Origin of the sequence: Marinilactibacillus sp. Marseille-P9653, assembly GCF_916618885.1 — a bacterium.
GTDB lineage: Bacteria > Bacillota > Bacilli > Lactobacillales > Carnobacteriaceae_A > Marinilactibacillus.
The window spans coordinates 826,589-851,074 of the sequence record NZ_CAKAKH010000001.1; the positions used below are offsets into that span (position 1 = coordinate 826,589).

General features: G+C 37.2%; 19 protein-coding genes. 18 read left to right on the top strand and 1 reads right to left on the bottom strand.

The genetic code is table 11. The annotated features are described in order from the left end of the window. The first annotated feature begins 208 nt into the window (after window positions 1-208). The 9 genes from mreB to LG377_RS04205 all read left to right on the top strand — a co-directional run bounded on the left by mreB (window position 209) and on the right by LG377_RS04205 (window position 12,290). On the top strand, window positions 209-1,192 hold the full coding sequence (gene mreB / locus LG377_RS04165) for a rod shape-determining protein MreB (protein ID WP_225743449.1): 984 nt from the start codon (window positions 209-211) through the stop codon (window positions 1,190-1,192). A 61-nt stretch (window positions 1,193-1,253) separates the two neighbouring features. Then, window positions 1,254-1,442 (top strand): DNA-directed RNA polymerase subunit beta, encoded by a 189-nt coding sequence (locus tag LG377_RS04170; protein ID WP_225743450.1) that lies wholly within the window; start codon window positions 1,254-1,256, stop codon window positions 1,440-1,442. Between the two features lie 136 nt (window positions 1,443-1,578). Continuing rightward, window positions 1,579-1,917 carry a single-stranded DNA-binding protein gene (locus tag LG377_RS04175; RefSeq protein ID WP_225743451.1) on the top strand — a complete coding sequence of 113 codons (339 nt, stop codon included), beginning with the start codon at window positions 1,579-1,581 and terminating at the stop codon, window positions 1,915-1,917. A gap of 187 nt (window positions 1,918-2,104) precedes the next feature. After that, the gene (locus LG377_RS04180) at window positions 2,105-2,821 is read left to right on the top strand and encodes a response regulator transcription factor (RefSeq protein ID WP_225743452.1); all 717 of its coding nucleotides are present in this window, start codon (window positions 2,105-2,107) and stop codon (window positions 2,819-2,821) included. After that, entirely contained in the window at window positions 2,821-4,236 is a 1,416-nt protein-coding gene (locus LG377_RS04185; protein ID WP_225743453.1) for a HAMP domain-containing sensor histidine kinase, read from the top strand. Before LG377_RS04180 ends, LG377_RS04185 begins: the two co-directional genes overlap by 1 nt. Before the next feature lie 233 nt (window positions 4,237-4,469). Then, the gene (locus LG377_RS04190) at window positions 4,470-6,641 is read left to right on the top strand and encodes an LTA synthase family protein (protein ID WP_225743454.1); all 2,172 of its coding nucleotides are present in this window, start codon (window positions 4,470-4,472) and stop codon (window positions 6,639-6,641) included. Window positions 6,642-6,811: 170 nt separating this feature from the next. After that, window positions 6,812-7,990, top strand: a complete 1,179-nt coding sequence (locus LG377_RS04195) for a class I SAM-dependent rRNA methyltransferase (protein WP_225743455.1) — start codon at window positions 6,812-6,814, stop codon at window positions 7,988-7,990. Between the two features lie 233 nt (window positions 7,991-8,223). After that, window positions 8,224-8,928 carry an ABC transporter ATP-binding protein gene (locus LG377_RS04200; RefSeq protein ID WP_225743456.1) on the top strand — a complete coding sequence of 235 codons (705 nt, stop codon included), beginning with the start codon at window positions 8,224-8,226 and terminating at the stop codon, window positions 8,926-8,928. A gap of 53 nt (window positions 8,929-8,981) precedes the next feature. Next, complete coding sequence (locus tag LG377_RS04205) at window positions 8,982-12,290, top strand: ABC transporter permease (protein ID WP_225743457.1); 3,309 nt, start codon at window positions 8,982-8,984, stop codon at window positions 12,288-12,290. 55 nt (window positions 12,291-12,345) lie between these two features. Here the strand turns inward: LG377_RS04205 and LG377_RS04210 are convergent, their stop codons facing one another. After that, window positions 12,346-13,311, bottom strand: a complete 966-nt coding sequence (locus LG377_RS04210) for a Gfo/Idh/MocA family protein (RefSeq protein ID WP_225743458.1) — start codon at window positions 13,309-13,311, stop codon at window positions 12,346-12,348. 230 nt (window positions 13,312-13,541) lie between these two features. Here LG377_RS04210 and LG377_RS04215 point away from each other — a divergent pair, with 230 nt between their 5' ends. The 9 genes from LG377_RS04215 (at window position 13,542) to pcrA (ending at window position 24,475) form a co-directional block, all read left to right on the top strand. Beyond that, window positions 13,542-14,351 carry a M15 family metallopeptidase gene (locus LG377_RS04215; protein ID WP_225743459.1) on the top strand — a complete coding sequence of 270 codons (810 nt, stop codon included), beginning with the start codon at window positions 13,542-13,544 and terminating at the stop codon, window positions 14,349-14,351. Between the two features lie 41 nt (window positions 14,352-14,392). After that, a complete protein-coding gene (locus LG377_RS04220; protein ID WP_225743460.1) occupies window positions 14,393-15,046 on the top strand; it encodes a glycoside hydrolase family 73 protein in 654 nt (217 codons plus the stop codon). Next, window positions 15,036-15,725, top strand: coding sequence for a hydrolase (locus LG377_RS04225; protein WP_225743461.1), 690 nt, complete (start codon window positions 15,036-15,038; stop codon window positions 15,723-15,725). The genes LG377_RS04220 and LG377_RS04225 overlap by 11 nt, the downstream gene beginning before the upstream one ends. A 71-nt stretch (window positions 15,726-15,796) precedes the next feature. Next, window positions 15,797-17,860 carry a penicillin-binding transpeptidase domain-containing protein gene (locus tag LG377_RS04230; protein WP_225743462.1) on the top strand — a complete coding sequence of 688 codons (2,064 nt, stop codon included), beginning with the start codon at window positions 15,797-15,799 and terminating at the stop codon, window positions 17,858-17,860. 119 nt (window positions 17,861-17,979) lie between these two features. Then, window positions 17,980-19,329 (top strand): hemolysin family protein, encoded by a 1,350-nt coding sequence (locus tag LG377_RS04235; protein WP_225743463.1) that lies wholly within the window; start codon window positions 17,980-17,982, stop codon window positions 19,327-19,329. A 163-nt stretch (window positions 19,330-19,492) separates the two neighbouring features. Beyond that, a complete protein-coding gene (locus LG377_RS04240; RefSeq protein ID WP_225744627.1) occupies window positions 19,493-20,044 on the top strand; it encodes a DUF2179 domain-containing protein in 552 nt (183 codons plus the stop codon). A 36-nt stretch (window positions 20,045-20,080) separates the two neighbouring features. Beyond that, window positions 20,081-21,199, top strand: a complete 1,119-nt coding sequence (locus LG377_RS04245; protein ID WP_225743464.1) for a 5-(carboxyamino)imidazole ribonucleotide synthase — start codon at window positions 20,081-20,083, stop codon at window positions 21,197-21,199. An 86-nt stretch (window positions 21,200-21,285) separates the two neighbouring features. Then, window positions 21,286-21,933 (top strand): GntR family transcriptional regulator, encoded by a 648-nt coding sequence (locus LG377_RS04250; protein ID WP_225743465.1) that lies wholly within the window; start codon window positions 21,286-21,288, stop codon window positions 21,931-21,933. A 304-nt stretch (window positions 21,934-22,237) separates the two neighbouring features. Then, window positions 22,238-24,475: a DNA helicase PcrA gene (pcrA, locus tag LG377_RS04255; RefSeq protein ID WP_225743466.1), complete on the top strand. Its 2,238-nt coding sequence runs from the start codon at window positions 22,238-22,240 to the stop codon at window positions 24,473-24,475. Window positions 24,476-24,486 lie beyond the last annotated feature (11 nt).

The following is a 24,486-nucleotide window of genomic DNA, read 5'->3' on the forward strand; positions in this document are numbered from 1 at the left end:
TATCTACTCGGTTCAGCTTTTTTTGTACATAACAGATGAATATTGATGAGAACTTTTTTTAATCTTGCTCTTTTTTACAATCTTGAGTATGATAGAAAGAGTGAGAAATTCTTAAATATCAAAATAAAAATCTAAAATGAGAAAAGATCTACGATATGACTTTTTACCTTTTAACGATAAGTGTAAAAAGCTTGAGAGGAGAACAATCATGGCAAGAGATATTGGAATCGATTTAGGAACTGCGAATGTACTAGTACACGTTAAAGGTAAAGGTATCGTATTAAATGAGCCTTCTGTTGTAGCGCTTGATACAAAAACAAAAGAAGTACTGGCAGTAGGTGAAGAAGCGTATTTAATGGTCGGTAGAACGCCAGGAAATATTCAAGCAATCAGACCCCTACAAGGCGGTGTTATTGCAGATTTTGATATTACAGAAGCGATGTTAACTTACTTTATAAATAAATTAAATGTAAAAGGCTTTTTATCTAAACCAAATATTTTAATTTGCTGTCCAACAAATATTACAGCTATTGAGCAAAAAGCAATCATTGAAGTTGCTGAAAAAAGTGGCGGTAAAAACGTTTATCTGGAAGAAGAGCCCAAGGTAGCAGCTATTGGAGCAGGAATGGACATTTTCCAACCGAGCGGAAACATGGTTATTGATATCGGTGGAGGAACAAGTGATATTGCTGTTTTGTCTATGGGCGGTATCGTAACTAGCCGTTCTGTGAAAGTGGCTGGAGATACATTGGATAATGATATTATTGTTTATATCAAGAAAAAGCACAATCTATTAATTGGTGTTCGGACAGCTGAAGCCGTTAAAAAGGAAATTGGTGTCATATTTGATCATGGACGTAATGATTCGATGGACGTCAGAGGTAGAGATGTAGTTTCAGGTCTTCCGCGTACGATTTCAATTACTTCACTCGAAGTGATGGAAGCAACTCGAGAGTCCATGGTGGTAGTAGTGGAACAAGCTAAAGAAGTTTTAGAAAAAACGCCACCAGAATTATCTGCTGATATTATTGATCGTGGAGTTATTCTTACAGGTGGAGGCGCATTAATAGATGGTATTGATCTATTGTTTGCGGAGGAACTGAAAGTTCCTGTATTTAAGGCAGAAAATCCGTTAGATTCAGTAGCACTAGGAACCGGGATCTTACTGGAAAGTTTAAAAAAGCGTAAATAAAATCACTGTACAAATACTCACGTTAAAGATACAAAATAAACTGGTTTAGAGGTGTAATTATATGACATGGCAATCCGCTTTGAAGAAAACTGGACTATATTTGCTGAAAATCATCATCGTACTTATATTGATCGCAGCAGCGTTCATTGGAGGCGTTATGATCGGATATGGTGTCATTGGAGATGGAAACAGTCCAATGGATGTTTTCGAACCGGAACTTTGGCAGCACATTTTGGAGTTTATTCTATAAGGACAACTCGAAAACAGTTTGAAAACAAGCAGAAACTTTCTGCTTGTTTTTTTTCGTCATTTTTCCAGCTAAATAATCAGTATTTAAAGAGAGTAGATAAGATGACTCATAAATCACTGTTATAGGAGGAAACGAGATGAACCAAGTATCATTTGTAGGAAGAATCGTTCGTGATATAGAACTGAGAGATGTAGGGGAAGGGAAGATCGTAATGAATAATGTCATTGCTGTTCAAAGACATTATAAATCAGAAGGAAATGCAGAAGCAGATTTTATACCTGTAGTAGCCTGGGGGAAACGAGCAGAATTGATTGAAGAATACTGTAATAAAGGAGATTTAATTGGTTTGAATGGTAAAATGCAATCTAGAAGTTATCAGAATTCAGACAAGGAAACGGTTTATGTAGTCGAATTACTAGTTAATGACGTACAATTTCTACAACCTAAAAAACAAGAAAGCACACTCGCAATATAATAAGTTCAAAAGCTCGCCATTGGCGAGCTTTTTTTAACTGAAAAATAATCAGTCATTAATTCGAACTATTTTCACTATTTTATCTAATTTAAGCAAAGAAATATCCGGATTTACGTTAAATTTTCAAATATTCAATGTATAATGTAGAATAAACCCTAGAAAAACCTTAAGTGAAAGAGGGATATACATGAATATTTTAATGATTGAAGATAATGAATCTGTTTGTGAAATGATTGAAATGTTTTTTTTGAAAGAAGAATGGGAAGCGACGTTTATTCATAATGGAAAACAAGGTCTAGAAACCTATATGGATAACCAAAATAAGTTTGACCTAATTGTTTTAGATATTATGTTACCAGAAATGGATGGCATGATGATTTGTAAAGAAATCAGAAAGCATTCTACCCGAATACCGATTATTATGTTGACGGCTAAGGATACGGAGAGTGACGAAGTCATTGGTCTAGAAATCGGTGCTGACGATTATGTTACCAAACCCTTTAGTCCATTAACATTAGTTGCTCGAATCAAATCGCTTAAAAGAAGAGCTGATCATACAGATAATCCGGAAAAAGCAGTTCAAGAAGAATATGAAGTCGAAACAGAACACTTGAAGTTAGATAGAAATACCAGGGAAGTCATACTTTACGATAAAGTGCTAGAAGGCTTAACGCCTAAAGAATTTGATTTACTCTACACTCTGGCGAACAGTCCTAGAAGAGTTTTCTCAAGAGAGCAATTGTTACAAATTGTTTGGGACTATGAATATTTTGGAGATGAAAGAACCGTTGATGCACATATTAAAAAATTGAGACAGAAATTAGTGCAAAATGGTCCACAAGTCATTCATACTGTCTGGGGCGTTGGATATAAATTTGATGATACAGGAGCAGTTGAGACGTAATGAAATTTCCTTATTTTTATCAGCAAATGTTAGGTTTCCTTTCCGTAATCATTATGTTACTGACAATATCTGTTTTTTCAATTGTATTGTTTGCACGTAATACCGCAATAAAAGGAACCGAAAACATGTTGTTTGCGTATGCTGAATCGATTGTCGACGTTAATTTGAGTTCAGATCAGTTGTCGAATTTTCAGTCACTATTAGGAAACCAAGGCGTCACATTTTTTGTTTTTGATAATGATGGACATCTGATTTTTCCCGACTTACCAGACAATATCGAAACCAGAGTAGTACCAGATGAAGAAGATCGTCTGAAAAGTGGAGAAAGAGTTTCTTTAACAACTGAACAAGCCGATCTTTACGGAAACCCTAGAGAAACAGCTTATGTTTATTTACCTTATTTCAATAAAAGTACAAGTAACTATTCAGGTTTTGTAGCTGTAAGTGCTCCAGTTAGTCAGATTGAGCGACAAATGAGTGAACTGAAAAGGAACTTGTTTAATGCTTTTTTAATTTCAACTGTTATTGCTATTATCATGAGTTTTGTATTTGCAAGGTACCAGGTTAAAAGAGTCAATAGACTGAGACAAGCTGCTCATATGGTAGCGGAGGGCGACTATGACGTTAGGCTTAAACACAGAGATAGAGATGAAATCGATAATTTATCTCAAGATTTTAATAAAATGATTCAAGCTTTGGATATGTCTCGGCAAGAAGTTGCGCGGCAAGAAGACAGGCGGAAAACATTCATGCAAGATGCAGCACATGAAATGCGCACACCTTTGACTACAATCAATGGACTTCTTGAAGGTTTAGAATATGATGTCATTCCGGAATCGCAACGCTTAAGAAGTATCAAATTGATGAGAAAAGAAACAAAACGACTCATTAGACTAGTAAATGAGAATTTGGATTATGAAAATATTCGTTCGAATCGAATTATGCTGAATAAACACGCTTTGCCATTGACCGAGATTTTTGAAGAAATTCAGGAACAGATGAAATCTCTTGCTGAAAGTTCAAACAATACGCTACAACTAAGTGTGGAAGAGCCGATAACTGTTTTTGCTGATTATGACCGATTCAAACAGATATTAGTAAATTTAATAAAAAATGCCATTCAATTCACTAATAGTGGTTTGATTACTGTCACAGGAATCAAGACTGATCAAGGTACGCAAATTAGAATTCAAGATAATGGAATTGGTATGACAGAAGATCAGCTGAAAAATATATGGGATCGATACTATAAAGCTGATATTTCTAGAACCAATACAAAATTTGGAGAATCTGGTTTAGGCTTATCCATTGTGCAGCAGCTAGTAGCTCTTCATGAAGCCTCCATTAGTGTGGATAGCACACCAGAAAAAGGAACGATTTTTACAATTGATTTTCCAGACCCAGACAAAAATTAAATCTTAAATAACCCTTAAGACCTTTCATACTTGGGCATAAATTGTTGAGTGTGAACGGTCTTTTTTCTTTGTTAATAGTCTTTTCTTTACATTATTTTCTTATAAAACATAAAGAAGGTGTAATTTGCCTTCTATGTAAATTTAATGTAAAATATCGTAAGTGATAGAACGGATCTAAATCGAATATAAAGATATTCAAGAATAGATTTACAGAAAGTATAGGAGGCATCTACATGTCTAAGATAAAAAATAGTTTAAATACAAGAATTGGATTTTTTGGTCTAGCAAGTGTTCTTTTTTGGTTAAAGACGTACTTGGCGTATACCTTTGAATTCAACCTAGGTGTTTCAGGAGCCATACAAGAATTTATACTGCTGATCAATCCGATTGCAGTAACAGTGATTCTTTTCTCAATAGCGCTTTATTTTAAAAAGCCAAAAAGATCTTATATTGCATTGTTTAGTATTATGACAATCGCTTCAATGATTCTTTATTTTAATATTATGTTTTATAGAGAATTTTCGGATTTTCTAACAATGAACATACTACTAGGTTCTAATAATGTTTCAGGAGCTGTATTTACGTCAACCATCGCGATGATGAGACCGTGGGATTTATTGTACTGGATGGATATCATCATATTACTTGGTGTGATTCTTTATAAGAGAAAATCCAAAATAACAATGGACGTACGACCATTTAAGAAACGTTACGCAGTAGCGACAACGGTTTTAGGATTTGCACTTTTTGCAGGGAATTTGGCATTAGCTGAGAGCAACCGTCCTCAATTACTTGTGCGTACTTTTGACCGTAATTACATCGTGAAATATTTAGGCCTGAATTTCTTTACAGCTTACGATGCATTCCAAACGGCTCAGAATAATCATGTTCGAGCAAGTGCCGATGAATCAAATTTAGTAGATATTATGGAATTTGCAAAAGAAAATAATGCTGCACCAAATGTAGAATACTTCGGTAAAGCTGAAGGTCGTAACGTATTTGTTATTGCAATGGAAAGTGTGCAGCAATTTGTAATCGATTATGATTTAGAAGATGAGAATGGTGAAATGCATGAGGTAATGCCTTTCGTAAATAGTCTATATCATAATGATTCATCTTATAGCTTCTCGAATTTTTATCATCAAGTTGGACAAGGTAAATCTTCTGACGCGGAGATACTTGGCGAAAACTCGTTATATGGATTGCCGCAAGGAAGTGCGTTCCAGACTTTAGGAACGACAAATACATTCCATGCAGCACCAAATATTTTGAAGCAAGAAGCTGGGTATACATCGGCAGCGTTCCACGGAAACGTTGGATCATTTTGGAATCGAAACGATACTTACCAGCAATTTGGGTATGATTATTTCTTTGATTCTGCCTATTATGATGTATCAGGAGACCGTTCACTTGAATATGGACTTAAAGATAAGTTGTTTTTCCAAGAGTCTGCACAATATATCGAGCAATTACCACAACCGTTTTATAGCAAGTTTATCACTGTAACAAACCATTTCCCTTACCCGCTGGATGAGCAGAATTCTGGATTCCCAGCAGCTCAAACGGGAGATGAAACAATCAATCAATATTTTGCTACAGCAAACTATACTGATCAAGCAATTGAAGAGTTCTTTAACTATCTGAAAGAAGTTGGATTGTATGAAAACTCAGTATTTGTACTCTACGGAGATCATTATGGCATTTCTAACATGAGAAATCCTCATCTTGCTGATCTTCTAGGAGAAGACCAAGATGAATGGGGAGACTTCCAGAATGCCGAAATGCAAAAAGTTCCTTTAATCATTCATGCACCCGGTGTGGATAATGGAGAAGTCATCGACAAGTACAGCGGCCAAGTAGATATGCTACCGACGTTGATGCACTTGTTAGGGATTCAAACAGATGACTATATTTTCATGGGCCAAGATATTCTATCTGAAGAACATAACAATACAGTACCATTCCGAAACGGAAATGTTATAACTCCAGAATACTCATTTATAGGTCAAAATATCTATGATTCTCAAACTGGAGAAGAAGTTCAAGGAGAATTATCTGAAGAAGAACTTGCTGAACTGAATGAAGTACGTGAAAGTGCTAGACAAGAATTGTCTTACTCAGATGATTTGATGATGATGGACTTATTACGCTTTTACACGCCGGATTCATTCAGCGACGTTGAGAAAAATGACTATGTTTATTCAAATCAGTTAAGCGTCTTTGAAAGTGATCCGTTGAGAAGTACGAGTCTGATTGAAACAAATGGTGGAGAGTCTACAGCTGATTTATACAAAACAGACGCACCTGAGTTGCAAAATGACCTCGATTCGGAACAAGAAGAACAAACAGATTCTACGGAACAGAACAATGAAGAACCTGTCATGCCAGAACAAGACGAAGAATAATAAAATAGTGAAAAGGTGGATGTCATATAAATATCTGGCATTCACCTTTTTGTGTGGTAAAATAAAGTTTCTGGATGCATTGTAGAAAATATCAGTATCCAAGCTCAACTTAGAAAAAATAACTTTAATTGATACTAAAAAGAACTATTCGGATATAAAGGAGTAATAAATTGAGAAAATTACAAGTGAAAACATTAGCAGCGAATCGATTACGTAACGGGTATCAAGCTTTGGAAGAATATGATTTCAAAAGTTTAGGCGACTATACTGAAGGTGAAGCTGTTGAAATTGTTGATGAAAAAAATAAATTTATCGGCAAAGGGTATTTGGGTAAAGAAAACCGTACAGTTGGCTGGATCTTGACTACGGATAAAGAAGAAAGCATTGATTCTGTCTTCTACGATCGTCAATTCAGAATTGCTCATAAGGCTCGTTCTGCTTTCTATGCAGATGACTCAACAACTGCTTTCCGTTTATTCAATGCAGATGGCGATGGTATAGGTGGAATAACAGTCGATTACTATGATGGCTTCTATATCTTTTCTTGGTTCAACAAAGGAATTTATACACATAAAGAAGAAATCTATCAAGCTTTCAAAGTAGCGATTCCTGATTTCAAAGGAATCGTTGAAAAAGTTCGCTTTAGCGATGCTACTTTAGAGTCCAAGCATGTGGACGGAGAAGTACCACCAGAACCATTGATTATCAAAGAAAACGGTATTCAATATGCAACTTACATCAATGAGGGCTGGATGACAGGGATATTCCTTGATCAGAGAAATGTTAGAAGAAAACTGATGGAAGACTGGGGTACTGGGAAAACGATTTTAAATACGTTTAGTTATACTGGAGCATTTTCAGTAGCAGCAGCTATGGGTGGCGCAGTAAAAACGGTTAACATTGATGCTGCGAACAGAAGTAAAGCGAAAACAATTGAACAATTCGAGCTAAATGGCTTAAAACCAGATGATCATGAAATCCGAGTGATTGATGTTTTTGATTATTTAGACTATGCTAAAAAACATGATTTGAAATTTGATATGATTATATTAGATCCACCGACTTTCGCCCGTACTAAAAAGCGTAAATTTACAGTTGAAAAAGATTATGTTGGATTGATTCAAGATGCTCTTGAAGTGTTGGCAGATAAAGGTATGTTAATTGCTTCGTCCAATACTTGGAAACTAAACCGTGATGATTTCTATGAAATGGTAAACGAAGCGTTTGACAATAAAAATGTTGATGCTTATCTACTCGATGAATACAAATTACCAGAAGATTTCAAAATCAATGAACAGTATCCTGAAAGTGACTATCTTAAAGTGATGGTCTTAGAAAAAACAAACTAATCAGGATATGAGAAGGCCAGTGGAGTGAGATAACTCTGCTGGTTTTTTACATGTCTTCTGACTTTAACATGTTTATCACTATTTTTAGAATCGTAAATTGTAAAAATACACCAGTTTTAATCACAAAATCATGACTATTTTGTGAAGAATATGTAATGAAAGGCAAACAAAACCCATAGATTGGATTGCCTATGCTAATATAGAGTAAGAGAATTTAAGAGAGGAACTACAGAATGACAGCTTATATAACAGTAAAAGATGAATACAAACGATACAGTTCAGGAGAAACAACCGTTGTTGCGAACGACGGTATTACTTTTGATATAGAAAAAAATGAATTCGCCGTTATTGTAGGCCCTAGTGGGGCAGGTAAAACAACTGTACTGAATATATTGGGTGGAATGGACTTTGCTGACGAAGGTGACGTTATTATAGACGGCACGAATATTGTAGGGTTCAGTGAGAAACAATTAACTAAGTATCGCCGAGATGATGTAGGTTTTGTGTTTCAAAACTATAACCTCATCCCAAACCTGACAGCAAAAGAAAATGTAGAACTTGCTGCCGAAATTTCACCAGATGCATTGGATGCGGCGGAAGTATTGAAAAGTGTTGGATTAGGACACCGAATGGATAATTTTCCGGCACAATTATCAGGTGGCGAGCAGCAACGAGTAGCGATTGCAAGAGCTTTAGCTAAACAGCCCAAACTCCTTCTTTGTGATGAGCCAACAGGTGCACTGGATTATGAAACTGGGAAAAAAGTTCTGGAGATATTAAACAAATCAAAAGAAGAATACAATGCAACGGTTGTTGTCATTACGCATAACCGTGCGATTTCACCAATGGCTGATCGAGTGATTGATATTAACAATGCAAAAGTAAGAAGTATGACGATTAATGAAAATCCGACACCTGTTCAAGATATCGAATGGTAGAATCCACTAAAGAGTCTATAAGAAAACGAATCTAAATTAAAAGAGGAATAGTAGTGAAAAAAACAGCTTTATGGAAAGATACATATAGAGAAATATGGAAAACAAAAACACGTTTTCTATCTATTTTTGCCATCATCTTACTGGGTGTGGCCTTTTTTGCGGGAATCAGTGCAACAGGTCCGGTTATGATTCAAACAGCAGATGATTATTATCAGGAACATGATTTGATGGATTTTCAGATTCTATCTACTTATGGCTTAAATGATGACGATAAAACCCTTTTAGAATCGGTAGAAGGCAGTACAGTTGAGACCCTTTATTCCAGTGATGTCGTCATGAATCAAACTGGGATGACGTCTAAGATATATGGATACAATCCAGAAGACCAAAAAGAAATCAATGACTTTACAATACTAGAAGGCCGCCTTCCAGAAAAGTCTGGTGAAATTGCGCTCGATTCTACTTCAACTTATCAGAATACGTATGCTATTGGTGATAGGATTAAACTCGAGTCTGGCACAGATGATGCTTATGAGGATACGTTCAAACAACTAGAATTTGAAGTTGTTGGATTTGTGAAAAGTCCACTTTATGTAGAAAGTGATACACGTGGAAATACACAAGCGGGTTCTGGAACATTGGATGGATTTTCCGTTATTTTGGAAGAAGATTTTGATGTTGAGTATTATACGGAGACATTTATTCGTTTTGATGAATCGTCTCAATATGAAGCGTATAGTGATGATTATGATGCATTTATTACCGAGAAAACAGCAGAACTCGAAGCTTTACTTGAAAATCGACCTCAAGAAAGACTGGCTGAAATAAGAGCAGAAGGCCAAGAAGAGATCAATGATGGATATGAAGAAATAGAGTCAGCAGAAAACGAGCTGGAAGATGCTCGAATTGAATTACAAAATGCTCGAAGTGAACTCGATGAGGGTTGGGCAGCCTATGAAGACGGCCTTGCTGAATTAGAGCAAGAAGAGTCGAATGCCCGTGCTGAGATTGAATCGCGTAGAGCAGAAATTGAACAAGGCGAAGCTCAGATTCAAAGTGCTCGTATAGAACTTCAGGATGCACAAGCTGAACTCGATGCAGGTAGAGATCGACTTGAAGAGGAACGTCAGGCATCCGAAGCTCAATTGGCTTCTTCAGAACAAGAAATTGCAAATGGTAGACAGCAAATTGAAGCTGCGCGTCAAGAACTTGATGCTGCTGAACAACAACTTCAGGCAAGTGCTGGCCAGTTACCAGAAGAACAACTAGCTATAGCGCAACAAGAGCTGGAGAATAATAGAGCACAGATAGCTGATCAAGAACAAGAACTTGAACAAGGTGAACAAGCAATTGTGCAAGGCCGTCAGCAATTACAGGACGCAGCAGCTGAACTTGATCAAGCACAGCAACAAGTTATAAATGGTTTAGCTGAACTTGAAAGCCAAGCAGCAGAAGTTGCATCTGGAACGCAGCAGCTAGATGAAGCAGAAGCTACTTTGGAATCAGAAATTGCAAATGGTCGAACAGAGCTAGAAAACGCTCGAGTAGAACTAGAAGATGGAGAGGCTGAGTACCAAGAAGGTCTTGAAACATTCGAGAATGAGCGCGAAGATGCAGAAATAGAAATAGCCAATGCTCGAGTAGAATTAGAAGAAGCACAAGATGATCTTGATAATTTGGATGATCCGGAGTATCTGATTAATGATCGTTCTTACTTCGCAGGATATTCTGAGTATGGTGAAAATGCAGAAAGAATTGGAGCAATTGCTCAAATATTTCCTGTGTTCTTCTTCTTGTTGGCTGCATTGATTTCTTTAACGACTATGACACGTATGGTCGATGAAGGTAGAAGTCAAATTGGAACAATGAAAGCATTAGGATACAAAAATTCAGATATCTCTTTAAAATACTTTGTCTACGCTTTTCTTGCAACGATTATGGGTGCAGTGATTGGGCTCGGTATTGGTTATTGGGTTTTCCCATCGGTCATTATGGATGCGTATGGGTCTCTCTATAATCTTCCAGATATCGGTGTGCAATTCTATTGGAGCTATTCTATTATTTCAATCTTGGCTTCACTTTGTGCAACGGGATTGGCAACCTTAGTTTCTGCGAGAATTTCTTTGAAAAGTAATGCCTCCGACTTATTGAGACCAAAAGCACCTAAAAAAGGAAAAAGAATTCTGATTGAAAGAATTCCATTTTTATGGAACAGATTCAGCTTTACTCAAAAAGTCGCTTCAAGAAACTTATTCAGGTACAAAGGTCGTATGTTGATGACCATCATTGGGGTAGCTGGATGTACAGCGCTCTTGCTTACAGGCTTTGGCTTATCCGACTCCATTGCAAATATTGGTGGTATACAATATGGAGAAATCAACTTATACCAAGCCATTATATCTGAGAATTCAGAAGCTGAACAAAGTGATTTAGAAAATTACGAAAGCACACTTAACGGAATGAATGAAGTTGACGAAAATCTTAGAGTTGAACAAAATACCTTTACTGCTGAAGCAGAAGGTAACCGTCAGGATATCAACTTATTTGTTCCGGAAGATACAGAGAAGCTAAAAGATTTTGTAGTCCTAAAAGACAAGCAGGATCCAGAAAACATTTATGACTTGCCTGACGAAGGGGCAATCATTACAGAAAAACTAGCAGATCTTTTAGATATTTCTGTAGGAGATAAGATTCAAATTAATGGAAATGATCAAGAAGTGTACGATGTTGAAGTGAAAGGGACCGTGGAACATTACTTCCAGCACTTTGTCTATCTGTCCCCAGAAGCATTTGAAGTAGCGACTGGAGAAGAACCTGCCTATAATACACGTTTATTGAAATATGATACGGATGAAGTAGAAGATACAGCTGTTGGTCAGCTACTGAATGCAGAAGAAGCCGTTCAGGGCGTAACCTTTGTCTCTGTGATCTACGACAGTATGCAAGGGTCGCTAGATAGTCTAGACGTTGTGACACTTGTCATTATTATCTCAGCAGCGACACTGGCTTTTATTGTTCTATATAACTTAACGAACATTAATGTATCAGAAAGAGAACGTGAATTATCAACGATTAAAGTACTTGGTTTTTATGACAAGGAAGTGACCATGTACGTTTATAGAGAAAATCTTGTCCTGACATTGATGGGCATAATTTTCGGGTTAGGGCTAGGCGTTATTATGCACCGATTCGTCATCAATACAGCTGAAGTTGATATGATGCGCTTCAGTCGGCACATCAACTTTACTAGTTATCTTTATTCAGGGTTATTGACATTCTTGTTCTCAGGACTTGTCATGATCTTGATGCACTTCAAGTTGAAGTATATTGATATGATAGAAGCACTTAAAGCACAAGAATAATTAAAAGAGATAGATGTCCTAAACTCGGATATCTATCTCTTTTTTGTTTCATCTATTATTTCGTTAAATTCATGCCCCATAGCTTTTCTGACTGATCCATAAGGTTGGTTACATCACGAGTCAAATCAATATAAGAAAGGTTTTCAGCTTTAAGTAAGGTTTGTGTCAATGCATCTATTTCGTAAGATAGAGCAGAGGAAGAATCCCCATCTTCAAGAATTTCAGTGCGGCCATCAGCGTAAGTGATGACTGCTTTATCGGCTCTAGGATAATCTACTACCGTAATATAAGCTTCCTCGCAGACAATTACACCTTGCTTAGGCATTTTTCCTCTAAAGGAAAGAGAGACACTAGACAATTCATTGTGCTCGTTACGCATCTGAATCGTACTCATCTCGTCAACACCTGTTTCGTAAAGCTTAGCCATAGTTTGAAGTTCGGTCGGTTGACTACTTAAGAAGTAGCGAACGAACGACAACGCATAAACGCCAATATCAAGAAGTGCACCGCCACCCAACTCTTTATTGAAAAATCGATTAGTAGGGTCTGCTTCTTTCAAACTTCCAAATAGGGCATTGACCATTTTAAGCTGTCCAAATTCACCAGATTTGATTCTTGATTTCAATTGCTTATATAAAGGCATGTGATAAATCGTCATCGCTTCAGCAATAATCAAGTTTTTATCTTTAGCCAGTTCGTGGACCTCTTTAAATTCGGCTGCACTCATAACCATTGCTTTTTCGCATAATACATGTTTACCTGCATTCAAGACCATTTTAATATTTTCCGCATGGTGACTGTTAGGCGTTGCAAGGTAAATGATATCAATATCTGGATCAAAGCAGAGAGCTTCATAATGACCATAAGCTTTAGGTACGTGATGTCTTTCAGCGAATTCTTGAGCTTTCTGTAAACTTCTTGAAGCAACAGCAGCTAATTCAGCTTGTTCTGAGTTGAAAGAATCTGCAAAACTTTGAGCAATATCACCAAGTCCAATAATACCCCATTTAATTGTAGCCATCTTCATTCCTTCTTTCTATATAGTATAAAGTCGTTTAGAAAGACAAAAAGACTTTAATTGTCAACTGTCTTTATTGACCTTAATTGTTTTTTGAATTTCCTACTTTAATTGTATCAAAAAAATGAAGTAACCGTTTAAAAATGTTTAGATTATTATGAGTATTTTGGTTTGAGACTTTATGTTGTGGTAAAATGAGTAACATGAATATACTAGAGTAGGAGATTGTTAGAATGCATAAAAAGTGGTTCATTCTTCCTGTTGGTTTAATCGTCCTTGCAAGATGCACGACTGCAGATCAGACACCATTAGATGAAACATCAAAAAGCTCCAATGAGCAAAATACTTCTTCTGAAACACCAGAACAAAACAATGAAATAACAGAAACGCTTACCGAAGAAGAAATCGCGCATCTTAAGCTTTTAGAATCTTTGCCCGAAGAAGCAAATTCCAAAGACTGGAATCTTATTCTAGTGAATAACTGGAAACCACTACCAGAAGATTTTGAACCCAACCTTGTTGAAGTAGAACCAGATAAAGAAATAGATGCAAGAATTGTAGAACCATTTAAAGAATGGATATCTGCTGGTCTTGAAGCTGATCATCGTCTGTTTTTTGCTTCAGGTTACCGTTCTGTCGAAAGACAGCAAAATAACTATGATAATAGTATCAGTAAATTCAAACAAGAAGGCTACACTGAAGAAGAAGCCATCACTAAAACAGAAGAATATATCGCTATACCAAAAAGAAGTGAGCACCATACCGGTTTGGCCGTAGATATCGTTGATCAACAGTGGAGTGCAGATGGCAATAGTCTGACACCAGATTATGATACTCAGGAATCTCAACATTGGCTACTGGAAACAATGACAGATTACGGCTTTATCTTAAGATATCCTGAAGGGGCAGAATCATTAACAGATATTAATTATGAATCATGGCATTTTAGATATGTCGGTAAAGAAAATGCCCAGTTTATTGAGGAACACGAGCTTGTATTGGAAGAATTTATAGAATTGCTTGAAGAAAGAGAAAATCTATAAGAACAGGCTATAGCGGAATCATTTTAAAGGAGTCGTTGGTTTTGGCTAAAAGGAAAACGAAAGCACGTAAGAGGGGCAAAAGAAACAAGCAGAGTCCAATTATGTTACTATTTAAAATCGGGCTAGTGTTTTTACTGTTTTTTGTTTTCTCTATCGCTTTTGTCGGTAAAAGATTGCTAGACGATCCAGTTGGCATTTCTTCTTCCCGTGAGGAAGAATTTATTGATGAAGTTGGTGAGAACGCAGTGATTTTGAACGCAACCTATGGGATTCGTCCAAGCATCGCGATTGCTCAGGCAATCCTTGAGTCAAACTGGGGAAGAAGTGAGTTAGCACAACGTGAGAACAATTATTATGGTATCAAAGGAACAAATGAAACAGACTATACTACAAAAGAATTTGAAGATGACGAATGGATAGAAATCAGAGCTGAGTTCAGAAGTTATAACACATTGCTGGAGTCCATGGAAGATTACGCGAAACTTTTGAAAAACGGAACAGAGTGGGATGATAATCTATATACGGATGTTATTGAATCTTCGAACTATCAGGATGCTGCAAAAGCCCTTAAGGAAGCGGGTTATGCTACTGACCCAGACTATCCTAATAAAGTCATCTCGCTAATTGAAACTTATGATCTTCAAAGGTTTGATAACGATACTATTGAAAACGAGGGACAAACTAATGACCAATAAAAAAGAAGTGCCAGTCGTTGAAACAAGTCTGCGAAAAGACTATATTGCAGTACCAGATGTCATAAGGAATGCTAGTGGTATTCATATCAATGGCAAAAGATTTAAAGCCATGATGTTTACGACGGATATCGCGATCATTATGAATAATAATGCGGATGCCATCATGGCCGTTTATCCTTTCACGCCACACCCAGCAATTATTGAGGCAATTACTTCTGTTTCGACAATACCTGTCCTCGCTGGAGTGGGTGGTGGAACGACACAAGGACCAAGATCAGCAAATATGGCGCTCTTTGCCGAAGCTCATGGGTGCTTGGCAGTTGTAGTGAATGCGCCGACACCTATTGAGACAATTGAAGCAATCAACGAAGTTATAGATATTCCAATCATTATGACAATTGTTTCTGAATATACAGATATAGACGAAAGAATAGCTGCTGGAATCGATATCTTGAATATCTCAAATGCTGCGAATACTGCTGAACTTGTCAGAGAGATCAGAAGCAAGTATCCTAAGCTTCCCATCATCGCGACTGGTGGTCCGACAGAAGAAAGTATCAAAGAGACCATTGAAGCAGGGGCAAATGCGATCACTTACACACCGCCTTCCAATGGGAAATTATTCAGCAAAAAAATGGATAAATATAGAAAAAAAGAAAAAGATATATTCGATCAGTAAACAAGAACACAGACTGGACTGAACAGAGAATCAACAAATCATAGTTGAATCATTAGAAAGTAGGTAGGAATATGAAGCGATCTTCAAAAGGATCTGCAAAAAACGGTAAAAGTAAAAAAATCTGGTTAATACCCATGGCTGTCATTCTGATTGTTCTGGTATGTGTTGGAGGCTATATTGGATATGCTAGATGGCAAGAAAATCGGGAAGCTCAACTGAGACAAACTCGAGCAGAGGACATTACCGAAAATTACTTAGAAGCGCTTAGATCAGAAGAAATTTCAGGTTTGGTTGACCTTCTATCAGAAGATTCGATTTCAGATTCATCTTATTCAAAAGAAGAAATTGTTGAAAGATATCAGAACGTTTTTTCAGTAATTGGTGCAACAAACCTGAATGAAACAATGTCAGAACTAAGGCTAGATGAAGAAACTGATACTTATCACTTTAATTACACATTGTCTATGGACACTTCTTTAGGTACGATAAACGATCTAGCCTACGAAACAACTCTTCATGAAGAAACAGAAACGATGTCGGTTAACTGGGATACGACATTGATATTTCCGGATTTGGAACAGGGAGACCTTGTTAGAATCAGTTATGAAGAAGGGGACCGTGGAAGTTTAAATGACCGTAATGGCAATCTGCTTGCTGGCAACGGAGACGCTTGGCAAGCGGGACTCTATCCATTATCTTTAGGTGAAGGGAGTGCGAGAGAGGATAATCTCAGCCGTATTGCAGAAACCTTGAATCAGGAAGTTTCAGCACTGGAAGGGTTACTCGAACAATCATGGGTCAATGAAGATAGCTTTGTACCCTTCACAGTTGTAGAAGAAGGAAATAGACCGGAGCTTGCAGGCGTCCGTTATCAACAGACTGCTGCTCGTATCTATCCCTTATCTGAAGCAGCAGCTCACCTGACGGGATATGTTGGGCAAGCCACTGCTGAAGATATAGAAGCTAACCCTACCTTACAAGCTGGAGACATATTAGGAAAGTCAGGTCTAGAAGCAGCTTTTGATCAGAGACTTCGTGGCACAAAAGGTGGTAGAATTTTCATTGAATCAGAAGAAGGCGAGCAGAAATCGGTATTGATTGAATCAGAGATCAAAGATGGAGAAAATATTCGTCTTACAATCGACATTGATTTACAGCAGTCGTTCTACGACCAGTTACAAGGCGAACCTGGAACAGCTGTCGTGATGGAGCCGGATACAGGAGAGTTACTGGTAGCAGCAAGTTCACCTTCTTATGATCCTCAACTTTTTGTAAGAGGTATATCAAATGAAGATTACCAAAACTATAACGATGACCCTAATACACCATTTATTGCTCGTTACGCAGCGAGATACGCACCGGGTTCAACTTTCAAAATATTAACCTCTATGATTGGCTTGGATACAGGAGTTACAACGCCTGAAAAAGTGCATACGATCGAGGGACTACAATGGAGCCCGGATGATGATTCATTTGGAGGACATCAAATTACTCGTGTAAGTGATGCGGTGACAGAAGTTGACTTGCAAGCAGCCATTACGTATTCAGATAATATTTATTTCGCAAGGGAAGCACTCGAAATAGGTGGAGATACATTCGTTAAAGAACTAAGTCAATTCCCATTTGGTGCCAGCATGAATCTTCCATTCAGTATGCAACCGGCTCAAATATCTAATGATGGCGCATTGAATAGACCAACTTTACTGGCAGATACTGCCTATGGTCAGGGTGAATTATTGATGAGCCCGATTCACCAGATTTCATTTTACTCTGCTGTAGCCAATGACGGGATGATGACATTTCCTACAATCGTCATGGATGAAGAAGCAGGCGCTAACCAGCTCACTCCAGTATCTTCAGAGTCTGCAAATACTGTCAGAGAAGATCTAATTAGAGCTGTAGAAGATACAAATGGTACAGCGCATCCTTTTGCATCTCTACCTTTCCAAGTAGGGGCTAAAACGGGAACTGCCGAAATAGAAAAAGATGGCGAAAATGTCACGAATGGATTTGTTTACGCACTGGATGCAGAAGATAACGATTTCACGTTTATTGGTTTCCTTGAAGGAAAGAGCAGTGGGGATGTAGTTGAGCGATTCTTACCCATTCTTCCAGAATTGAAAGATACTGAATAAAGAATAAAAGCAAAGAAGCCTGCACTGAATGCTATTGTTCCAGTGCTCGATATGTGATATAGTGACTTTGATTTTGATAAATGAATTAAAGTGAACGTAAAAAAAGGAGAAAATATATAATGAATTCTGATCCCGGGAGTCTGCAGCCCTTAATTGGGCATGTAGCACTTATTGTTTTGTTGACGGTTATCTATGGCGTTTTTGCTGCAGTCGAAATGTCATTGATTTCACTGAATCAAACCAAAATTATCGAGTTATCAATTGAAGGAAACAAGAAAGCCAAAAAGGTGTTACTGTTGTTAGAAAAGTCGGATGACTATCTGATTGCAGTTCGTATTATTCTGACACTTGCTGCGCTCTTTAGTAGTGCGTTAGCATCGTTTTACTATACTGACTACCTGGCTGGTATGATGGGAGAATTTGCTTCTGCCAGAATTCTGAGTATGATCATTATTACACTGATTGTCTCATCTGTGTTTCTTGTATTTGGAGAGCAGCTGCCTAAAGCGATTGCTGCTCAAGACCCCGACCAAACTGCAATGTTGCTCGTAGGGATCGTTCTTCTAGTTCGCAAACTATTTATCCCGATTGTTTGGACGTTGAAAATGATCACAAAACTGATGAAAAAAATTATTCCGATTAATTTTGATGCTCATGAAGATACGATGACAAGAGATGAATTCCGTACCTTTATAGAGCAGAGTCATCACCATGAAGTCATCGATCTGGAAGAATTTTCAATGTTAAAAGGGGTCTTATCTCTGGACAACAAAATTGCCAGAGAAGTGATGGTTCCAAGAACCGATTCGTTTATGTTGGACTATGAAGATTCTAATAAAGAAAATATTGATGCTATGCTGAACACCCCGCACTCTAGAGTGCCGTTATATTTCGAAGATAAAGATAATATACTAGGGATTGTTCACGTGAAAAATTTGTTGAAGGCTTCGAAAGATCAAGCCCTCTATGATATTGATTTAAAAGAAATCAGTAATGAAGCGTTATTTGTACCGGAAACTATTTACATTGATGATTTGATTTTTCAAATGAAACGAACTCAAAACCAAATGGCTGTATTGAACGACGAATACGGTGGTGTGGTTGGTATCGTTACACTAGAAGACCTTCTTGAAGAAATCGTTGGAGAAATCGATGACGAATATGATCAGACGAATAGTCTGTTTGAAGAAATTTCTGATCAGAAATTTGTCGTTGATGGATCAGCACCGATAGAGAAGTTTAATGATTATTTTGGTACCAAGATAGAATCTGAAGATGTTGATACGATTGCCGGTTACTTCATAACGGAGTTTGGTAGTGTGCCAAGCAAAAACGATGAAGCATTCTTGAAGTTAGAAGACTTGTTAATGAAAGTAGATTCACTTGAAGGTTCTCGAATATTGACTTTACGCGTTGAAAAAATTCAACTTGAAGATACTTTGGGAGAACTAGTGGAAGGTCAGGGCTAAACAAGATCTATTGCTGAATTAGAAAGAATAAACTCTTTTTAACACAAGAAATAGTCATATAATAAAAAGGCTGGGATGGGTCATACTTGTCTCAGCTATTATAGTATGTAAAATTTAAAGTAGGTAAAAAAGATAGGAGAATTTTGTGGATTTAGATTGGACAATGTTATTAACGATATTCTTAATAAACGTCGTTTACGTAACGTTAAACACACTTAGAATGATGCTGACTATGAAAGGGTATCAGTCGATTGCACCTTTTATTGCTATGGTTGAAATCTCTATTTACGTTGTCGGGTTAGGATTAGTGCTAGATAACTTGGATAATGTCATTAATATATTCGTGTACGCTCTAGGGTTTGGAGTGGGGATTTTTGCGGGGATGAAGATTGAGAATTATTTAGCGCTAGGTCATATACTGGTTACAACAATTGTTCCAGAAGATGGATGGGAAATCGCTAACAAACTCAGAGACCAAGGATATGGAGTCACTACTACGCAAGCTTATGGTAGAGAAGGCAACCGATACGTACTTGAAATATTGACACCTAGATCAAATGAGCGTGATCTTTATAAAATGATTCATCAAATCGAATCAAAAGCTTTCATCATTTCATATGAGCCTAGATATATTAATGGCGGTTTCTGGACGAAAAAAATCAAGAAAAATAAATTATCAAAATCCAAAAAGTCTGGAAATAGTTCAAAAAGCTGAAACAAAAAGAGTCAACAGAAATAAGGAGCGAATATGATGATTGAATGGATTCAACCTGGAAAGACGATTGGGATTGTAGGGGGAGGGAGTGTAGCTAGACTGCTTGCTCTTTCTGCAAAAAAAATGGGTTATAAGATTGGACTATTAGATCCTGACCCAATCTGTTCTGCGAGCAGCATTGCTGATTGGCATCTTAGAGCAGAACTTACAAACGAGAAAGCTTTCAGAGATTTAGCCCTCAAGAGTGATATGGTCATTTACGAAACGGAAGCCTTTCACACAGATTATTTGAGAATGATGAAACGCTCACTTCCGGTACCACAAGGAGAAGATTTACTGGCGATTTCTCAAGATAGAGTTTTACAGAAAGCTTTTCTCGAATCACACAGTATCAACATTGCTCCGTTCGCGACGATTGTCTCAATGGATGATGTCCGCGAATCTGTACAGAGCATAGGGTATCCTTGTGTGCTAAAAGCTAACCGCACGGATGAACGTTACCGTCAACACACTGTATTGTATGATGATAGCGATATTGAAAAAACAGAAGACTTATTGAATTCAGGAGCAAGCGTATTAGAAGCATGGATACCATTTGAAAGAGAACTTTGTATTGCAATCGTAAAAGACTCGTCTGGAAAAATATTGACATATCCGGTCGCAGAAATGATGTATCGTCAAGACAAATTCTTCCAGAGTATTGTTCCTGCGAGAATTGACTATGAAGTACAGCAAGAAGTTACTCGTATTGCCCGTATTGTTGCTGAGAATATTGATTTTCAAGGGGTCATTGCTTTAGAAATACTGACCACATCTACAGGATCACTCTATGTTAATGAGATTGTAGGACATCCTCATCAAGCATATCATTACACAACGGACTGGACTGAGCTTTCACAGTACGAAGCTCATATTAGAGCGGTTTGTGGATGGCCTTTACCTGAAGAAATTAAGATACCCTCAACGAGTGTTATGAGACTGTTTAATCAAAATCAGTTAGAAGAAGCTTACACGCAAGCTAGAATACAACAAGACTGGAAATTCACTTTTTATCAAGGTGATCCAGAAGATATCTACACTGAAAAAGGGCATTTAACCGTACAGACAGATGATATCAATCAGACAGTGACCTTATTATCAGATATTGGTATGTAACCAGATTAAAATCAAGGAGATTCTAATTGAGAAAATACAGTCAATAGATAGACTAGACGATTGATTAGAATTCAAGGACTGAAGATATGTCAAAGCAGAAAAGAAGAGAAATAGAAGCTTATCAATATATGAAAGCGAAAATTGATAACAGAGAATGGTTGCCGCAAAAGCAGCTCAAGGAGCAAGAATTGACTTCAGAACTCAAAATGAGTCGCACACCGGTACGCAATGCGTTTCTTCAACTGGAAAAAGAAGGACTTATTGTGATTGAGCCCTATAAAGGCGCAAAGGTTCTTTCAAAAGAAATTGATATCAAAGCTTTTCAAGATAGAATAAAATTTATTGAACTGATGATCATACATTATTTTCTAAAGCTTGAAAAAGAAGAAAAAAGTATCGATATGAAAGCCCCGGCTGAAAAACTACAAAGTATGCAAGGTTGTAGTCAATCAGCTCAGCCAGAATTTGAGAATCTGGAGTTGGAGTTCTGGCAGTACATTTTAACTATGGAAAATAATCAATACCACCACTCGTTGATCATGACGTGTTTCAAGGAATTATTTCCAGAAGAAGGTAGTATAAAAAAAGTGTTATATCAAAGCCGCCAGACTAAAATAAAACACTATCAGCAATTAGTGGCTTTTTTATCAGAAGCGAACTATCCTTATGCTAGACGAGAAATAAGAATAGTATTGAATCAAATCAGATTGAATGTTATTCAGAGTATAGATTAAAAGATACTGGAAGAAACAAATAAGGTTAAGTTTAAGAAAGCATATTGGAGTATAGCCGATTAAACCTATATGAAAAGTAATCGTTCTTCATATAGAATGTTGAAGCTATAAAACAATATGCTTTTTGTATGCCGTTTTCAGTGATTAACGAATAAAATAGCTGTAAGACTTTGCGAAGCTTGATTCAATAACAAGGATCAGAAACAATCTAAGATTTAAATGATGGAATGCCTTGTTCTATGGAAAGAAGCACTCATTTTCTGTATAATATAGGAATGTATGACTACCCGAGAGGATGACAATATTGGTACTGCGTAAAGATATTTTAAACGGAATGAATCCTAAGCAAAAAGAAGCAGCCGCATATACTGAAGGGCCACTTTTGATTATGGCAGGAGCCGGTTCAGGTAAAACAAGAGTACTGACTCACCGTATTTCTTACCTGATTGAAGAAAAAGGCGTAAACCCCTGGAATATATTAGCCATAACCTTTACAAATAAAGCCGCGTCAGAAATGAAAGCCCGTGTCTCAAAGCTCGTTAAAGATGGCGGGAGCGACGTATGGGTCTCTACTTTTCACTCGATGTGTGTACGCATTTTAAGAAGAGAAGCTGATCAAATTGGCTATAATCGTTCTTTCACAATCAGTGATCCTGGCGAACAACAAACGTTGATGAAAAGAATACTAAAAAGACAAAACATAGATCCTAAAAAATATAATCCAAGAGCTATTTTGTCTGAAATCAGTAATGCTAAAAATAAATTGCAAAATGAATCTGAATATCGTGCGCAAGCGAGTGATTACTTCGGAAAGATCGTTGCGGATTGTTACGATGATTATCAGCGAGAACTTAGAACAGCTCAGGCAGTAGATTTTGATGATTTGATTATGCTGACTGTAAGACTATTTGAAGAACACCCTGATACACTTAAAGTTTATCAGACAAAGTTTCAATATATACACGTAGATGAGTATCAGGATACAAACCACGCTCAATACCGATTGGTACAACTACTTGCAGACCGTTTGCGCAACATCTGTGTCGTTGGAGATGCAGATCAAAGTATTTATGGTTGGCGTGGCGCTGATATGGAAAATATTATGAATTTTGAAAAAGATTATCCGGAAGCTAAAGTCATTTTTCTTGAACAAAATTATCGTTCAACAAAAAATATTCTTGCAGCTGCGAATCATGTAATTTCTAATAATATTAATCGTAAAGATAAAAAATTATGGACTGATAACCATGATGGTCATAAAATCGTTTATTATCGTGCTGGAAATGAGCATGAAGAATCAAGATACATCATTCAGCAAATCAAAGAAGAGATGGAAAATGATTCCAAGAAGAAATACGATGACTTCGCTGTTCTTTATAGAACAAATGCTCAATCAAGGGTCATGGAAGAAACACTGATCAAAACCAATATTCCTTACCGAATGGTAGGGGGGCACAAATTCTATGATAGAAAAGAAATCAAAGATATTCTCGCATATCTTACATTGATTGCGAATCCATCAGATAACTTGAGTTTCAGTAGAGTTGTGAATGTTCCTAAGAGAGGTATTGGGGCGAGTTCAGTAGATAAATTAAGACTGTCAGCAGAAGAGATGGGTTGGTCTTTATATGAAGCCGCATTGAATGCTCAAGTCACTAATCTGACTGGCCGTGCTGCTAATAAGCTAGAAGTTTTTGCGACGATGTTGAATGACTTCAGAAAAATGGCTGAGTATTTGACGGTTACAGAATTAACAGAAGAAATCCTGGATAAGAGTGACTATCTACCAACGTTAAAAAAAGAGCGTACTCTTGAATCAGAAGCACGAATTGAAAATATTAATGAGTTTCTTTCTGTTACGCAGCAATTTGACGAAGATCCTCAAGAAGATAAAAGCTTGATCTCTTTCCTTACTGATCTTGCCTTATTGTCTGATCTAGATAGAGATGAATCAGATGAACCAGCAAGTGAAATCACGTTAATGACATTGCATGCTGCAAAAGGTTTAGAGTTTCCAGTAGTCTTCTTAATTGGTATGGAAGACGGACTGTTCCCGTTATCACGAGCAGAACTGGACGAGAAAGAAATGGAAGAAGAAAGACGTCTGGCTTACGTTGGAATCACACGAGCGGAACAGAAACTATATCTGTCAAATGCTATGAATAGAACCCTTTACGGGAAAACTCAGATGAATCGGCCTTCTAGGTTCTTAGATGAGATTGAAGAAGACTTGCTGGAAAGACTAGAGTCCAATAGTTTACGACCATTTTCTAATGGGATCAATAAAGGCTTTGGAAACAGATCAAATGATCATACTCCAATAAATAAAAAAGTTAAAACTGTCTACACACATCCCACAGGTAATAGTGGTGCAGAAAGTCTTGAATGGACGGTAGGCGACAAAGCCAACCACAAAGCTTGGGGTATTGGAACAGTTGTCAAAATCAGTGGTTCTGGACAAGATCTTCAATTGGATATCGCCTTTCCAGGAATTGGAATCAAACCACTATTAGCCACTTTTGCACCGATTGAAAAAGTATAAGGATTGAAAAG